This window comes from Flavobacteriales bacterium (genome assembly GCA_025210805.1).
Taxonomy (GTDB): Bacteria; Bacteroidota; Bacteroidia; order Flavobacteriales; family CAJXXR01; genus JAOAQX01.
The window spans coordinates 78,910-95,773 of the sequence record JAOAQX010000005.1 but is presented as its reverse complement, the minus strand read 5'-3'; the positions used below and the strand labels follow the sequence as shown (position 1 = coordinate 95,773).

11 protein-coding genes are annotated in these 16,864 nt (G+C 33.6%); 5 read left to right on the top strand and 6 right to left on the bottom strand.

What is annotated here, in order from left to right; all coding sequences use genetic code 11:
* Positions 1-49 precede the first annotated feature (49 nt).
* A complete protein-coding gene (locus N4A45_02270) occupies positions 50-1,726 on the bottom strand; it encodes a Na/Pi cotransporter family protein (GenBank protein MCT4664043.1) in 1,677 nt (558 codons plus the stop codon).
* Between the two features lie 243 nt (positions 1,727-1,969).
* Between N4A45_02270 and N4A45_02265 the strand changes: the two genes are divergently transcribed.
* Together N4A45_02265 and N4A45_02260 are read left to right on the top strand one after the other, a co-directional pair.
* On the top strand, positions 1,970-4,231 hold the full coding sequence (locus N4A45_02265; protein ID MCT4664042.1) for a UvrD-helicase domain-containing protein: 2,262 nt from the start codon (positions 1,970-1,972) through the stop codon (positions 4,229-4,231).
* Between the two features lie 9 nt (positions 4,232-4,240).
* Positions 4,241-5,620: a dipeptidase gene (locus tag N4A45_02260; GenBank protein MCT4664041.1), complete on the top strand. Its 1,380-nt coding sequence runs from the start codon at positions 4,241-4,243 to the stop codon at positions 5,618-5,620.
* A 206-nt stretch (positions 5,621-5,826) separates the two neighbouring features.
* On the opposite strand, the gene purB is transcribed toward N4A45_02260, so the two are convergent.
* Positions 5,827-7,170, bottom strand: coding sequence for an adenylosuccinate lyase (gene purB / locus N4A45_02255; protein ID MCT4664040.1), 1,344 nt, complete (start codon positions 7,168-7,170; stop codon positions 5,827-5,829).
* Between the two features lie 124 nt (positions 7,171-7,294).
* Here purB and N4A45_02250 point away from each other — a divergent pair, with 124 nt between their 5' ends.
* Complete coding sequence (locus tag N4A45_02250; GenBank protein MCT4664039.1) at positions 7,295-8,062, top strand: EI24 domain-containing protein; 768 nt, start codon at positions 7,295-7,297, stop codon at positions 8,060-8,062.
* Here the strand turns inward: N4A45_02250 and N4A45_02245 are convergent.
* From N4A45_02245 to N4A45_02230, 4 genes are all read right to left on the bottom strand, one after another.
* Positions 8,059-9,735 carry a DUF6044 family protein gene (locus tag N4A45_02245; protein MCT4664038.1) on the bottom strand — a complete coding sequence of 559 codons (1,677 nt, stop codon included), beginning with the start codon at positions 9,733-9,735 and terminating at the stop codon, positions 8,059-8,061. The two genes, N4A45_02250 and N4A45_02245, sit on opposite strands and share 4 nt — an antisense overlap.
* A gap of 18 nt (positions 9,736-9,753) precedes the next feature.
* Complete coding sequence (locus N4A45_02240; GenBank protein ID MCT4664037.1) at positions 9,754-10,641, bottom strand: formyltransferase family protein; 888 nt, start codon at positions 10,639-10,641, stop codon at positions 9,754-9,756.
* A gap of 1 nt (position 10,642) precedes the next feature.
* Positions 10,643-11,566 (bottom strand): glycosyltransferase family 2 protein, encoded by a 924-nt coding sequence (locus N4A45_02235; GenBank protein ID MCT4664036.1) that lies wholly within the window; start codon positions 11,564-11,566, stop codon positions 10,643-10,645.
* 156 nt (positions 11,567-11,722) lie between these two features.
* Entirely contained in the window at positions 11,723-12,487 is a 765-nt protein-coding gene (locus N4A45_02230; GenBank protein ID MCT4664035.1) for an MBL fold metallo-hydrolase, read from the bottom strand.
* Positions 12,488-12,663: 176 nt separating this feature from the next.
* Here N4A45_02230 and N4A45_02225 point away from each other — a divergent pair, with 176 nt between their 5' ends.
* Together N4A45_02225 and N4A45_02220 are read left to right on the top strand one after the other, a co-directional pair.
* Positions 12,664-14,109, top strand: coding sequence for a TonB-dependent receptor (locus N4A45_02225; protein ID MCT4664034.1), 1,446 nt, complete (start codon positions 12,664-12,666; stop codon positions 14,107-14,109).
* A gap of 340 nt (positions 14,110-14,449) precedes the next feature.
* Positions 14,450-16,642 (top strand): gliding motility-associated C-terminal domain-containing protein, encoded by a 2,193-nt coding sequence (locus N4A45_02220; GenBank protein MCT4664033.1) that lies wholly within the window; start codon positions 14,450-14,452, stop codon positions 16,640-16,642.
* Positions 16,643-16,864: the final 222 nt, after the last annotated feature.

Here is a 16,864-nt window from a genome sequence, read left to right as displayed (position 1 = left end):
ACTCGATACTCGGGTTTTGAGGTTTTATTATTTAAACATTAGTAAAGAATTACTCCACCAATTGTCTATCACCTGCAATTGCTTCAGATACTTGGATTACGTGATCTCCAATTTTTTCTAATGAATGAATGACATCATTATAATAGATTGCAGATTTAATTTTGTATTCTCCTTTCTGAATTTTTTTGAGGTATGAGGCTCTTAATTCATTTCTGAGGTCATCAACAATATTTTCTAGTTTTATAGCCTCTTCCATATTGATGCTTTCTGGGTTTAATAGATGCTTTTGCATTTGCACCATACCTTTACCCACGGCCTCCATCATACGTTCAATATTTTTTCTATTGTCTGGTAAGAAATATGCTTTCTTCTCCTTTCTACGCTCCATGGTCTTGGCTATTTGATAAACCAAATCTCCAATTCTTTCAAGGTCGCTAACAATACTGAGTAAGCTGCGTGTTTTTGCCGCTGCTTTAGTACTCATTTCGTTTTGAGATTTTTGAGATAAGAAATCTGAAATCTCTACTTCCATTCTGTCCGTAATTTCTTCGTATTTAGCAATACGCTTCAATTTATCAGTAAATTTCTTTTCATCTGCTTCATTCAAAATTCCAGGGAGCATATTGAATAATTTACTGGTAATTTCTCCACAGTGGGCTACTTCTTTTGCAGCTTCTTCTACAGATAATTCTGGAGATCTAAACATATCAGAACCAATATGTTTTAATTTAAAGACTTCATCTTCTTCTCCTTTTGATTTTACTGTTTTGATAGAGATATCCACTATTTTCTTAACAAACCCAACACAAATTAGAACATTTAAGAAGTTAAAAGTTGTATGGAAGGCTGCAAGGGCAAATTCGTTGGATTCCGTTGCGGATGGTGGCGGGAAAAGATCTCCCAAAATATCCAAGACATAAGGCATTGCAATAAGCATCCAAGTAACCCCAATGACATTAAACAAAGAGTGAATTCTTGCAGATCGCTTGGCATGAACATTTGCTACCAAAGAGGCTAACTCTGCCGTAATGGTTGTCCCGATATTTTCTCCAAGCACCATGGCTGCAGCAATCTCTATTGGTAATCCTTGTGCCGTAAGCGTAATGGTTAATGCCATTGCGGCACTACTAGATTGTACAATAATTGTAAGCAAAGTTCCCACTCCCACAAACATCATTCTTGTAAGTATATTCGGGTTCTTGAATTCACTCAAGAAGTTAAGTACATCGGGATTGTTTTTTATATCTGGAACAGCTTCTTTTAGTTCTCCAAGCCCTAAAAATAGGAGTCCGAAACCAACAACGACTTCAGCCCATTTCTTTCGGTTATGCCTAGATGAAAACATAAAAGGAAATGCGATACCGATTATTGGTAAAGCATAATGAGACACTTTTACCTCAAAACCGATTAAAGAAACTAACCAACCTGTGATTGTTGTTCCAATATTGGCTCCCATCATCACACCTGCAGATTCCATCAATGAAAGGAATCCTGCATTTACAAAACTTACCGTCATTACGGTAGTTGCAGAAGATGACTGTAATATGGCAGTGATTAAAAAACCTGTTGCCACTCCCGAAAAACGATTCGAAGTCATTTTTCTAAGGAATTGTCTCATTTTTGAGCCCGCTACTTGCTGTAAAGCGTCACTCATTACTTTCATCCCGTAGATGAAAAACCCTAAGGCTCCTACTATATTGAGGATTTGCCAGATTCCAAATTCCATAAAGTAATTCGATAAAAGATTAAAATCAGCACAAAAATAAACTACCCTCCGTGAAAGGATATGCTCAATGCATTAATTTAATGTTAATGTTCGAGTCGACCTTATTGCCTTGTAAAATTGCACTAGAAATGGGATAATCCTGATGAGTAAATTAACTCCTTAAATGGTATAAAATGCTATAGCTCTTTTTTACCTCCTTGATAAATTTTACCTTTGTTTGTTTAGAAATTAATAACAGATATTTTGGCAGATTATTTAGAAGGTTTAAATCCTGCTCAGAGCGAAGCAGTTTTACACACAGAAGGTCCAGTGATGGTCATTGCAGGTGCAGGTTCTGGAAAAACTAGAGTTCTCACTTATCGTATTGCACATTTAGTGGCACAAGGTGTCGATCCTTATAATATTTTGGCTTTAACTTTTACCAACAAAGCCGCCAAAGAAATGAAAGAAAGAATTGCCAATGTGATTGGAGCTTCAGACTCTAAAGGACTTTGGATGGGTACTTTTCACTCTGTTTTTTCTAAAATACTAAGAATGGAAGCCGATGTTTTGGGCTACCCTTCGCATTTCACTATTTATGATTCTGATGACAGTAAAAAACTCATCAACAGAATTGTAAAAGAAATGGAATTAGATAAAGATTATTATAAAGCTAGAACCATTTCATCAAGAATATCTTCTTTAAAAAATAATCTGATAACCTATAAAGCTTACAAAAATAAACCTGAACTCATTGAAGATGACCAAATGAGGAAAATGCCCTTTTTTGGAGAAATTTATGAGAAATACTGTACAGAGTGTTTTAAGCAAGGGGCAATGGATTTTGATGATTTATTACTCAAAACCAATGAACTTTTCATGACTCAACCTCAGATATTGGCTAAATATCAAGGTCGTTTTAAATATATTATGGTAGATGAGTATCAAGATACTAATCACTCACAATATTTGATTGTAAAATCCTTGGCTGCCAAATTTGAAAATATTTGCGTGGTAGGTGATGATGCCCAGAGTATCTATGCCTTCCGTGGAGCCAATATTTACAATATTCTAAACTTCAACAAAGACTATCCTGATTTAAAGAAAATTAAGCTAGAGCAAAATTATCGTTCTACAAAATCTATTGTAGATGCTGCTAATTCGGTTATTAAAAAGAACCAAGATCAGCTAGAGAAAAAAGTTTGGACAGATAATGAAGAAGGGGAACTGATTTCGGTATATAAAACAGAGTCTGATAATCATGAAGCATATTTGGTTTCTAATCTTATCTGGGAAGAAAGTCAAAGAAATGGACTTCCTTATTCAGATTATTGTATTATGTATCGTACCAATGCTCAATCAAGAGTTTTGGAAGAAGCTTTTCGCAAAAAAAATATTCCTTACCGTATTTATGGAGGACTTTCTTTTTACCAAAGAAAAGAAATAAAAGATTTTATGGCATATATCCGAACCGTTATAAATCCACAAGATAATGAAGCGGTAAGGAGAATTATCAATTTCCCCACAAGGGGAATAGGACAAACCAGTCAGGATCGATTAAATATTGCCGCCAATCAAGCCAGTCTTTCTTGGTTAGAAACTATTGAAAACATTCATCTACATCCGCACAAAATTGCCTCAGGAGGACTTAGAAAAATGCAACAATTTCTACTCATGATTAAAAACATGCAAGTTGAAGCTGGAAAACTGGATGCTTATGGAGCTGCAACTTATATTTTAAATCGTTCTGGACTTTTGGAAGACCTTAAAAAAGATTTAATTCCTGAGAACATTTCAAAAATTCAAAACTTGGAAGAGCTTTTAAACGCAATTCAGGATTTTTGTAATAATGAAGATAACGAAGATACCAGTTTAAGTGCTTTCTTGGAAGATGTAGCCTTGCTCACAGATGCGGATCAAAAAGATGATGACCCCAATCATATTTCTCTAATGACCATTCACCAATCCAAAGGATTAGAGTTTCCTTATGTGTATATTGTAGGAATGGAAGAAGATCTTTTTCCATCTATGAATACGGAGCATTCTAGAGAAGCAATGGAAGAAGAAAGACGACTCTTTTATGTGGCAATTACCCGAGCCGAAAAAAGGGCGACTTTGTCTTATGCGCTTTCTCGTTATCGCTGGGGAAAACTCACCATGGCAGAGCCTTCAAGATTTTTGGATGATATAGATGAAGCATTTCTTGATTTTAAATTTGCTTCCATCAAAAGACCTTCTTCAAAAAAAGAAAAAACAGAAGAAAAAAAGAAATTTGTTCCCAAACTCACCAGAGGAAGGAACCTAAAAAAAATTAATACTACAGTAAGAAGAAATGCTCCAAGTTCTGGAGAAGTTTTAAAAGAGTTCCAAGCAGGAATGGTAGTCAATCATCATGCTTTTGGAAATGGAACTATTGTAGACAAAACAGATGAAGGAGTAAACTCGCGCCTCACCATCCGATTTGATAATGGAGATGTAAAAACCTTAATTGCCAAATTTGCCAAACTCACTAAAGTAAATTCCTAAAAAAAGTCATTGATTATGATTAAAAATTATATAGAAAAAAACAAAGACCGATTTCTTCAAGAATTGGTAGATTTATTGAAAATCCCATCTATTTCGGCAGATTCAGCTTATGAAAAAGATGTTTTACTCACGGCAGACTTTGTAGCCGACAGTTTAAAAAAAGCAGGTGCCGATGCTGTAGAAATATGTGAAACACCTGGTTATCCTGTAGTGTATGGAGAAAAAATGGTCGATCCATCAAAACCAACTGTTTTGGTTTATGGACACTATGACGTACAACCTGCAGATCCTATCGAACTTTGGGATTCTCCACCTTTTGAGCCAGTAATCAAAAAGACAGAATTGCATCCAGAAGGAGCTATTTTTGCTCGTGGAGCCTGTGATGACAAAGGACAATTTTATATGCACGTGAAAGCTTTGGAGTATATGCTTTCTGAGGGAGAACTTCCTTGTAATGTAAAATTCATGATAGAAGGTGAGGAAGAAATTGGTTCACCTAGCTTAGCTTGGTTTGTAAAGAATCATCAAGAAAAACTTGCTTGTGATGTAATTCTTATTTCAGATACAGGAATTCTTTCAAATGATCAACCATCAATCACTACAGGACTTAGAGGACTAAGTTATGTAGAAGTTGAAGTAGTGGGACCTAATAGAGACTTACACTCAGGTCTTTATGGAGGAGCGGTAGCAAACCCGATCAATATTTTATCTCAAATGATTGGATCATTGCATGATGAAAACGGAAAAATCACGGTAAAAGGATTCTATGATGGTGTGGAAGCTGTTTCGGCAGAAGAAAGAGCAAAAATGGCTCAAGCTCCATTTGACTTAGAAGATTATAAAGGAAAGTTGAATATTGATGAAGTGCACGGAGAAGCAGGATATTCTACACTAGAAAGAGCATCTATTCGTCCTACATTGGATGTGAATGGAATCTGGGGAGGATATATTGGAGAAGGAGCTAAAACTGTTTTACCATCAAAAGCAGAAGCTAAAATATCTATGAGATTAGTTCCAGGACAAGATCCTGAAAAAATTACTCAATTGTTTGCTGAGCACTTTATGACTATTGCACCAGATTATGTAAAGGTAAACGTAAAGCCTCACCATGGCGGACAACCGTATGTAACACCCATAGACAATAAAGGTTATCAAGCAGCAGAATATGCTATGAAAAAGACCTTTGGAAAAGAACCTATTCCATTACGTTCTGGTGGTTCTATCCCTATTGTTGCATTGTTTGAAGAAGAACTTCAAGCAAAATCCATTCTTATGGGATTCGGTTTAGATACTGATGCTATTCACTCACCTAATGAGCATTATGGAATCTTCAACTATTTAAAAGGAATCGAAACAATTCCCTATTTCTTTGAATATTTTGGGAAATAATGCCATTTCTGGTGTTAATTTACTCATTATTTAAGCCCCCTTTGAAGGGGGAAGGGGGATGTTACACCAAGTAAACGCACCCGAAAAAGAAGCTAAAATTTACGGGTAAATTAACACCGTAAATGATATAACATCTATTTGAATATAAAAAAAAGCGAAGAGTCAAATTGATTCTTCGCTTTTTTTATGGTATTTATTTCACTCAACTATATCCCTGTATAGTTTTGTGGCGTAATTGTTTTCAACTGAGCTTTCAGTTCATTAGAAACCTCTAGCGTATCTATAAATTCTGAAATAGAATTTTGCGTAATACCTTCATTGGTTCTTGTAAGAGCTTTTAATGCTTCATAAGGATTTGGATAAGCCTCACGCCTTAGAACTGTTTGAATAGCCTCGGCAACTACCGCCCAATTATCTTCTAAATCTTGATTCAAAGCCGCTTCGTTTAATAGGAGTTTCCCAAGACCTTTTTTAAGAGATTGAAAAGCAATCATTGAATGCGCCATAGGAACTCCAATATTTCTCAGAACAGTAGAATCTGTTAAATCTCTTTGCAAACGAGAAATAGGTAATTTAGCAGAAAGATGCTCGTACAAAGCATTGGCTATTCCTAAATTCCCTTCAGAATTTTCAAAATCAATTGGGTTTACTTTATGAGGCATAGCACTAGAACCTACTTCCCCTTTTTTGATTTTTTGTTTGAAATATTCCATAGAAATATACGTCCAAAAATCACGATCGAGATCAATTAAAATTGTGTTGATTCGCTTACAAGCATCGAAAAAAGAAGCAAGGTTATCATAATGTTCAATTTGTGTTGTAGGAAAAGAATGATCTAAACCTAAAGTTTTATTGACAAAATCATTTCCAAAACTCAACCAATTAACTTCTGGAAAAGCAATATGATGCGCATTAAAATTACCTGTAGCTCCACCAAATTTAGCAGAATAAGGAATGTTTTTCAATTGTCTTAATTGTTCTTTTAATCGAACTACAAAAACCTCCAATTCTTTCCCCAAACGTGTTGGAGAAGCTGGTTGTCCATGAGTTTTGGCAAGCATTGGAATCTCTTTCCAATCGGCTACCAAGCCTTCCAAAATATGGATGATATTTTCGATCTCGGGAATATACACAGCCTCGGTTGCTTCCTTTAACATTAGAGGAGTTGCCGTATTATTGATATCCTGAGAAGTAAGACCAAAATGAATAAATTCTTTATGTGCTTCAAGAGAATGACCTGCCAATTTTTCTTTAATAAAATATTCAACAGCTTTTACATCATGATTGGTAACGGCCTCAATATCCTTTACTCTTTGAGCATCCTCAGAAGTGAAATTTTGATACATCGCTCTCAAGAAGCTCACTTGCTCTTCCGAAAAATCAGGAACCTGAGCAACAGGAGATTTTGAAAGTGCAATAAAATATTCTATTTCTATTCGAATACGGTACTGGATTAAAGCTTTTTCTGAGAAATAAGCTTTAAAATCTGCAGTTTTACTGGCATATCGTCCATCTATAGGTGAGATTGCCTCTAGGCTCGTCCAAGTCATGGTCTTGATTTTTTTTAAAGAAGCCACAAATTTACACTTTTAGGAATGTTTTTCCCTAAAAAGAAGTCGGTGATTTCAAGAATTTTGGCTATTTTGGTCAACAAATCCATTTTCTTAAAGAAATATGTTGAAGCAACTAAGATTGGCATTTGGTTCTTATTTTGTAGCCCATCGATTTATCATGAAACATCGATTACTTTGGTACGCCCTGATACCAATGATATTACAACTAATTTTCTTAGGAATTATCATCTTCACAGCCTCTGAACTCAACGAGTATATTTCCCTGAAATTACAAAGCTATTTTGAAGAGAAAAACAATTGGTTTATCGCCACCGAAGTACTCATTAAGGCTATAAGCTACTTAGCATTTTTATTAGTCTACTACTATATATATCGTGCACTCCTTCTCTCTGTTCTCTCTCCTTTTCTCGCTTATATTTCCGAAAAAGTTGACAGCTTATACACTGGACGAGATTTTCCTTTTAGTTGGAAACAATTTTTACTGGATGTTTGGAGAGGTATTATACTATCTTTAAGGAATCTATTAATTGAGATGAGTTTAGTTTTTATCCTCATTTTACTAGGCTTAATTCCTATTCTGGGCTGGATAACACCGCTAATAATCATCTCTGTTCAAAGTTTCTTTTTGGGATATATGTTTATTGATTATACTAATGAAAGGAAGAAATGGAACCTTAAAGAAAGACGTAATTATGTAAAGCAAAATCGTCCTTTGACAATTGGAATTGGTTTAGTGTTTAATTTACTTTTTATCATTCCTATTATAGGAGGAATTGTCGCTCCACTTTATGGCGTAGTTGCTGGAACGCTTTCTGTATTACAAAACGATAATATAAAAGCACCGTATTTAGAAGAAACAAATAGCTAATACATTATTTTGTAAACAAATAATGTCTTTATAAAATGATTATTTTCAAAAGGTTGTTTTTTCACTAATGAAAGCCCTTTCTTTTCTATTCTAATATTAGAGAAAACATAATCTGCCCCCATTTTTTTTGCAGCTTGGAAATTAATTTTCAAATCTTCACCATAATAGTCTAAACCATTTTGATCCTTTTTTTTCGCTGTGCGGATAAATGTGTAGCATTTATTCCCCCATTTATGAAAGAAATTGTAATAGAAATTGTTCATTGGAGGAAACTCTAATTCATCTTTGATGATTAAATTAAATTGATGCTTATACTCCAAAGGATAGTTTACGGCAAACCCTCCTACAGTATGATATCCATTATACTGCACAACACTTGGATCAAACCCAATACATAGAACTTTCTTATCTTTCATCTGGATATTTGAGTTTTCACTAAACTTTTGAAACTCTTTTTCACTATATATTTCATTGAATGAAAAACTATTTTTATTTGTCCACTGAGGATGGAATGATAAGATTAATGCAAAATGCACCAAGAATAATAATGATCCAATTTTGAATAGTTTCTTCTTGTTATTAGTCATAAAATGATCTAATATAATTGCCATAATCAGCATCCAGATAATTGGATGTATCCATAGTAATCTGAGCCAATCAACAGGCAATACTTTATATAAATGCTGGTAAAATGAAGCCGTAAATTCCCAATTAATAAGAAAAACAACACCATAAGAAATCACTAGATACGCAAATAATGAGGATAATATAGTCCAACATTTCCGAATCCCTAAAGTTAGATATAAAACAATCATTAAAATACCTGGAAGATAAAAATACCCACTTGCCCCTTCTATTTGATCGATTTCATCACCACGCAGAATGATGGTTGCTAAAAATCTTATAGTATCCAAAAGGTTCATATTCACAGGAACCATTTCTACTCGGTGAGATATAAAGCCTACATTTAGTAAAGAATAAAAAGTAGGGAAATGTGTTAAAAGGTATATAGAGCTTAGTAATGCCAAAGCCCAAAATCCGCTCCAAATAATCTTTTTTTTCTTAAAAGAATAAAAAAGCCACAAAATGGTCAAGATAAGAATAACAAAGAGTCCTGGGATTAATAGATTGGAATACAAACCATACAAAACTATAAATGCCCATTGGTACCATCTTTTATTCCCTGTAATTATACTCCAAAAACCAGAAATAACAAGTGGAATTCCAGCAACATGTGCTGAAAAACTCCAAAATGGATGCAAAGCAAAGGCAACAGAGGAGGCCCAAATAATCCACTCGTTTTTTACTTTTAGGTTTTTTGAAAGTAATAAATTCATACCTAAATAAGCCACGAGTACCATGAGAATTTTATTGACCACATACCCCCAATACATTCCAAAAGAAGCAAAAATTATCGTAGATAAGTCAAAATTAAAATAGATACTGGAAAATGGAATTCCACCTAAAAGATTTGGAACCTTTTCTCCAGGAGAAAAGAATAATTGTTTGTGAGACAAAGCTATTTTTTGCCAAACAATATTAGAATCCATATTATCGAAATACAATATCTTGGAATCTTCACCTAAAAAAAATGAAGGCAGAAAATAAAGTAAAACAAAAGCTAAGAATAAATAATTTTTCTTTTCTAATAAGAATAAATACTTGCTCCTCATTATAGTATAACTAAAATGTTAATTTCTGATACTTGTAAACCTAGATCTAAATTTTTGCAAAGGAATAACATCACGTGTACTACTATCATAGTGTGCCTCCTTTATCATCAAAAGACCAGAACCACATACTACTACTGGTTGCCCATCCCTTATCATGATAACCTTACCTACATCACGATTTTCAACTTTTAACTCAGGGATAATTTCGGCATCAATGATTCTAATTTTCTCACCATTTAGGTAAGCAGCTGCTCCCATATATGGTGTTCCTAATGCATAAATGGTTCTTAATATTGTATGAACATCTTGATCCCAATCAATAAAATAATCATTTTCATCTCTCCAAAGGCTATAAGTTGCATCCTCATGATTTTGAGGTGTGGCAATAAGTTTTGTACCATTTTTTAGTTGATGGAGAATCTCTATCACAAGCTGGATATAAATTTTACCCACCTTTTTTATGGCTTCATTAATCCGAATAGGATGCTCAACTTTTACAGAACCAAAAGCAATTATGTCTCCCTCATCGTAAAAATCAGAAGCGAATAAAGCTGTTACTCCAATTTTTTCTTCACCTTTTATAAGCATATTGACCAAAGGTGCAAAACCACGGTATTTAGGAAGTATTGAATCATGAAGAACAATTAATTTAGAGTCATTAAGTTTTATCATCCATCGCCAAGAGACTGCGATACTATAAGCTGAGGTTATTGAAAATTGCTCTCTTCTTGAAAAATTTTTAATATCGTAATTTCTACAAAGCTTCCTGATTTCTAATGAATAATCATCTTGAATATTTTTATCTTCCCCAACAACTACAAAGTCCACCAAGCCTTGTAGATTCTCTTCTATTATTCCTTTCAGGACTGCATATCCTTTTTCTGTCATTAAAAATAAAGTAAGCATACTAGATGTTTTTTTCTTCTTTAACAATATACACTTGCCTCCCCTTAACTTGGTCAAATATCTTAGCGATATATATCCCTATAATCCCCAATATAAAAATGATAATACCTAGGAAGAATGAAATAGTTACCATCAAAGACGTATAGCCCAACACTTCTATTTCTCCTAATGCATATTTCGCAAAAATAATAATCATTCCAAGAAAAGATAAAAATGTAACAAATAGACCTACATTGACTGTCATATAGAGCGGTTTGTTAGAGAAAGAAATAATATTATCTAAAGCTAAATTCCATAATTTTCTAAAGGTATAATTAGATTTCCCTTCTTCTCTTGAGGAATGCTCAACTTCTAAATAATCTATTTCAAAACCAACCCAACGAATAAATAAAGGGAAAAATTTTACTTGGTCTCCCATTTTAATCACTTCTTCAATCGCTTTTCTCTTATAAATCCCAAAATTAGCTACAGAAGCATCCTGATTGGTATTTGTAAAATAACTTAAAGCTAGATAAAAATATTTTGAGGACATTCGTTTAAAAAACTTATCTTGCCTTTGTACTCTTTGCGCAAGTACGATATCCTTATTGGTGTTTGTAATATGTTTATAGAGCTTAGGAATCTGATCAGGTCTGTCTTGTAAATCACAATCCATTACCACAATATAAGTTCCTTCACAATAAGTTAAACCTGCAGATATTGCTGGGTGCTGTCCAAAATTTCGACTTAACTGAACTCCTTTTACATAGCTATACTCTTCACAAATTTGATCTATCACCTGCCATGAATTATCAGGACCTCGATCATCAACAAGTATGATTTCAAACTTCAAATCAAGTTTATTCAACTCATTAGCAACTTGCTCTACTAATACAGGAATTGTTTTTTCACCATTGTAAACAGGAACAACAACACTAATATCCATATCATTATTTTATAATTGTAACGCTCTCTTTAATTGAATTAAGGTTTAAATTTAATACAACTATTTCCCTTCTTTTAAAAAAGCAAAGATAGTTAATTGTTTTACTTAACTCAAACAATTCAAAACATTCGTTATTTTCGATGTTTGATACCTTAGTTATACACTAATTTCTAAACCATCGTAGGCAAGTGTAAAGCCTTCAGGTAACTCCTTTAAGACTTCATTGTGCTTACCTAGTAGATGACTAATATGAGTAAAATATACTCTTTCAGCTCCTATTTCCCTTGATTTTTCTATCGCTTGATTAAGAGTAAAATGTGAAATATGTTCTTCACGCCTTAGCGCATTTATCACCAAGGTTTTTACCCCTTTTAGTTTTTTAAGTTCTTTCTCAGAAATATAATTAGCATCTGTTATATATGCAAAATCATCAATTCGGAATGCTAAAACAGGTAATTTATAATGCATTACTTCAATTGGAATCCATTCTTTTTCACCCAAAAAAAATGAAGATGCAGCCTGTATATTTTTTAATACTATCTCTGGAACACCAGGATACTTGTTTTCAGAAAAACAATAAGGAAACTCTCTTTTTAAAGCCTTTTCAACAAGATCAGAAACATAAAGAGGCATATTTTTTTGATGTTTAAAATTAAATGCCCGCACATCATCCATTCCTGCAATATGGTCTTTATGTTCATGAGTATAAACTATTGCCTCAATATTTTGAACTTTCGCCCTGAGCATCTGCTGTCTAAAATCTGGACCAGAATCAATAATATAATTTCGTCCCCCATAACTTATCATAACAGAACTTCTCAATCGTTGATCTTTAATATCTAAAGACTTACACACTCCACAACTACATGCTATTACAGGCACCCCTTGAGATGTACCTGTTCCTAAAAATGTTACTTTCATTTCCTTGATGTTTTCTTGCTATGGTAACTGAATAAATAATAAGAGATTATTTTATTCAATTCCAAACAATATTACGAAACATAATTTTAATGTTTTTTTTGCAAAAATACATTTCTACACCTACCAATTCTTCTTACATTTGTTTTAGAAACAACCCTTTCAAAATAGACTGTATAATGGCTAATTTTTCTACATTAAGACCAGACCAAAAAGCACTTCAAATAAACCTAGATCCAGATATCTATGGAACATTTGCAGAAATAGGCGCAGGACAAGAAGTTGTAAGACACTTCTTTAGAGCTGGAGCAGCATCTGGTACTATTGCCAAAGCAATGTCTGCCTATGACAAAGATTTTAGCGATGCAATCTATGGAAAAGAACACTCAGGAAGGTATGTTTGTGAATCTCGTCTCAAAAAAATGATTGAGCACGAATATGGATTGATTCAAGTAAGACTTGAGAGAGAAAAACATCCTAACAAACGTTTTTTTGCCTATGGAAACACCATAGCCACTATCAATTTTTCTAAAACAATCAAAGGTCATGGTTGGATGGGCGTTAAATTTCTATCAGATATCAATGAACCGCCAAACGAAGTAATCATTCACTTAAAACTTCACGAGTCTGATGCTAAATTACAACAGGAAACCGTAGGAGTTTTAGGGGTAAATTTGATGTATGGTTGTATGTATCTTGCAGATAAACCAAAAGAACTTATCAAAAGTTTGTATGACAACCTCACAAGAGATCAAGTGGAAATTGACATGATCCAGATGAATGGACCTTGCTTTAAAGAAGTTGACAACAGACTTTTGAGTTTATTTTTAGTCAAGAACGGAATGACCGATGCGGTTATCTTCGGTCCCGACGGAAATAATATTCAACCCTCAGATTTACTTTACAAAAAGAATATCCTAACCATTAGAGGGTCTTTTAGACCTGTTACTAAAGTGAATATCGACATGATCAAAAAGGGGTATAGAATGTTTGTGAATGACCCTAAAGTAGAAAAGAAAAAACTTGTTGTACTCTTTGAAATTACCTTGAATAACCTTAGAGCAGAAGGAGATATAAATGAACAGGACTTTTTAGATAGAGCAAAAATACTCTGTTCTTTAGGTCAAACTGTGATGATTTCAAATTATCAACGCTACTATAAACTACTCGATTATTTTTCAGCATTTACAAAGAAAAGAATGGGCGTAATACTTGGAGTACCTAATCTCCAAGATGTTTTCAATGAGAAATTCTACACCAACCTTTCTGGTGGACTCTTGGAAGGATTCGGAAGAATGTTTAATAGAGATCTTAAAGTATATCTCTACCCATTTAGAGATCCAAAAACAGGTGAGCTTTTCACAACACAAAACTTAGATATTCATCCAAGATACAGACCGCTTTATGACTATTTTGTTTACAACAAAAGAATTGCTGATATCGAGAATTTTGATCAAGATATTCTACATATCTTCTCCAGAAAAGTACTTTCGATGATCAGAAACAATGAACCTGGTTGGGAAGATATGATTCCGAAATATGTAGATAATATTATAAAAGATAAATGTCTTTTTGGCTATGTTTGTGATCATCCGCTAGATGAAATTGTAACCGAAGAAAAATAACATTTTTCAAAAATTAAAAAAGGCTTTTCGAATCATTCAGAAAGCCTTTTTTAATGATTATCATAAAAAAATTACCCTAAATACCTAACCATTTTGAACCTTCAAAAGCTCTTTTGAAGTGTTTTAATAAAAAATCCTTCACTTATTACTTATAGTTCCACCCAAAAAAACAATACCAAAATCACTTAAAAAACAAATGGTTAGAACTCAATAACTCATCATCCACAATTTTGTCCAAGAGGTTTTATGGGTATTCTAAAGACATTTTTTAAATTTGTTATGCAGAGAAGAATATTTTTTCACTCTCAGTCTTTTATTGACATTAACTAATTTTTTAAGTATGAAAAAGTTTATTTCACTTTTTATTCTATTTCTTTTCATTTTTTCTGGGCATGTAGAAGCATCTCATATTTTGGGTGGTGAAGTATATTATGAATGTACAGGAGTACAAGGTTCTAATAGAAAATACACCGTTACTGCAATCATGTATAAAGATTGTAGCCCAGGATCTGTAGATTTTTTTTCCATTAATCTTAGAGCCGTAAAACTCGGACCAAATCCTTCACAAGTATGGACATTTAGTAAAGATGTTGATGAAATCCAAGATATCGATTTCTCTCAAGTTGATGAATGTGTAGAATTCCCTACTGTTTGTGTTCAAAGAGGTGCTTATGTGATTGAAGACGTCCTATTGCCTACTTCTACGCACGGAATACTTTTATCATATAGTAGTTCTGCATTATCAGCTGATATTACAAATATTCAAAACCCAAGTAGTACAGGTTTTGCTTGTGTAACTAAGATTCCTAAAACATCTTTTAATTCTTGTGACGACAGTCCACGTTTTAACAATGCACCTCCTACATTCTTTTGTGAATACGCAAATTCAATTGCAGACTTATCTGTAAGTGACCCTTCAGGTGACAATACCGGTGAAGGAGCATTTGCTTTTAGATATAATTATTATCACCCTTTAGATGACGATGGAGGAATGCCACCTTACGTAGATACCATGAACTTTCTTCCTGGTTACACCGCAGCATACCCTATTGGTTCTAATCCGCCAATGACTCACAATACTTTCACTGGGCTGTGGCAAGGAACTCCTACAGAAACTGGAAAATTTATGGCAGGTACTATTGCTTACCAAGTAGATGCGAACAACGATACCGTAGGATATGTTCAAAGAGTTTATCGTTATCTTGTTGCCGATTGTAATATCAACGTTGCAATCCCTGGAGTAATTGGAGGTGTTGAAGCAATTAATTGTGGAGACACAACTGTAAACTTTGCAAACAACAGTATTAATGCAGATAATTATGTTTGGGTATTCGACGACGGAGATACAACTACAGACATCGCTCCAACACATACTTTCCCTGACTTCGGAACTTATAATGTTAAGTTAGTCTCTTTCTCAGATAATCCAAACTGTAATGATACCACCATTCTTCCTATTAAGCTAGAAGCTCCAGTTGAAAGTTCAATAAATGTGAATGAGCCTTCGCAATGTTTATCTATGAATAACTTCAACTTTAATGCAGTTACTACTTCAGGACAATCAAACCTAACATACGAATGGAACTTTGGTCCTGCAGCTACACAACAAAATGCTAGTGGAAAATATGTTAGTGGAATAGAATTTAATCAAACAGGAACTCACACCATTACATTATATACAACGTATAAAGAATGTCAAACACAAACTACAACCCAAATTACCATCACAGCAGATGATTTGGCACAAATTGAAGGTCCAGAATTTGTTTGTCTTCCTGATGAAGTAACCTTTAAGCCATCTGTAATTAATCCTAACTACAAATACGTATGGACAATTGATGGGCAAAAATTTGAACAACAAGAAGTGAAATACTATTTTGCAGAAAATAAAATAGGAACTTTTGATATCCGACTTCATATTACAGATAAAACTAATGGTTGTACTTCAGAAGATTTTGAACCGAATTTCATCACTACATACAAAATACCAGAAGTAGAGTACAACATTTCTGAAACAAAAGTTTCTCTTGAAGAAACAGTGGAAATTGAAACAGGTGAAGATCATGGTTATGATATTAAATATAAAATCATTCCTCCTACAGGATCAAACCAGCCAGTATACACTTATGACACAACTCTGACATTTGAATATACTTTCCTATCAGAAGGAGACTATAAAATCATTCAGACAGCAACAAATGTTTACTGTGAATCTGAAAACTTAAAGATCGTAAATGTAGGACCTAGAGTTGTTTCTCCTCCAAATGCATTTTCACCTAACAAAGATGGAGAAAATGACTTCTTCCTCATTGAACCTTACAACAATAAGAATATTGTATTGACGATTTATGATAGATGGGGGAAACAAGTTTTCAGAGATAATAACTATGAAAATTGTACAACAGATAATACCTCAACTTGTTGGGATGGAACTAATCAAAATGGTGATTCTTTAGATTCAGGAATTTACTATTATGTTGTTGAATTACAAAATGGATATAAAAGAAGAGGTACAGTAAATCTCTTTAACTAATCATATATCTTTAAGAAAAATCAAACCTAACCTTAATAAGGCTGTCAAAATAAAATTGACAGCCTTATTTTTTTTATAAAAACTTACACCACTTACGGTGTTGATTTACAACAGTGTTAAAACTCTTTTGTGAACATCATGAAACAAGAGCGTATCTAGCAAATCAACAGCATAAATGAACATAATTAGTTGCAAAAAAATCATCACGAAAAGCAATAACTC

Bases quoted from the DNA above. Each gene is read 5' to 3' on its own strand.
- N4A45_02225 (MCT4664034.1), top strand. From the start codon at position 12,664: ATGGCTAATTTTTCTACATTAAGACCAGACCAAAAAGCACTTCAAATA.
- N4A45_02220 (MCT4664033.1), top strand. From the start codon at position 14,450: ATGAAAAAGTTTATTTCACTTTTTATTCTATTTCTTTTCATTTTTTCT.
- N4A45_02250 (MCT4664039.1), top strand. From the start codon at position 7,295: ATGTTGAAGCAACTAAGATTGGCATTTGGTTCTTATTTTGTAGCCCAT.
- N4A45_02270 (MCT4664043.1), bottom strand. From the start codon at position 1,726: ATGGAATTTGGAATCTGGCAAATCCTCAATATAGTAGGAGCCTTAGGG.
- N4A45_02235 (MCT4664036.1), bottom strand. From the start codon at position 11,566: ATGGATATTAGTGTTGTTGTTCCTGTTTACAATGGTGAAAAAACAATT.
- N4A45_02240 (MCT4664037.1), bottom strand. From the start codon at position 10,641: ATGCTTACTTTATTTTTAATGACAGAAAAAGGATATGCAGTCCTGAAA.
- purB (MCT4664040.1), bottom strand. From the start codon at position 7,170: ATGACTTGGACGAGCCTAGAGGCAATCTCACCTATAGATGGACGATAT.
- N4A45_02245 (MCT4664038.1), bottom strand. From the start codon at position 9,735: ATGAGGAGCAAGTATTTATTCTTATTAGAAAAGAAAAATTATTTATTC.
- N4A45_02230 (MCT4664035.1), bottom strand. From the start codon at position 12,487: ATGAAAGTAACATTTTTAGGAACAGGTACATCTCAAGGGGTGCCTGTA.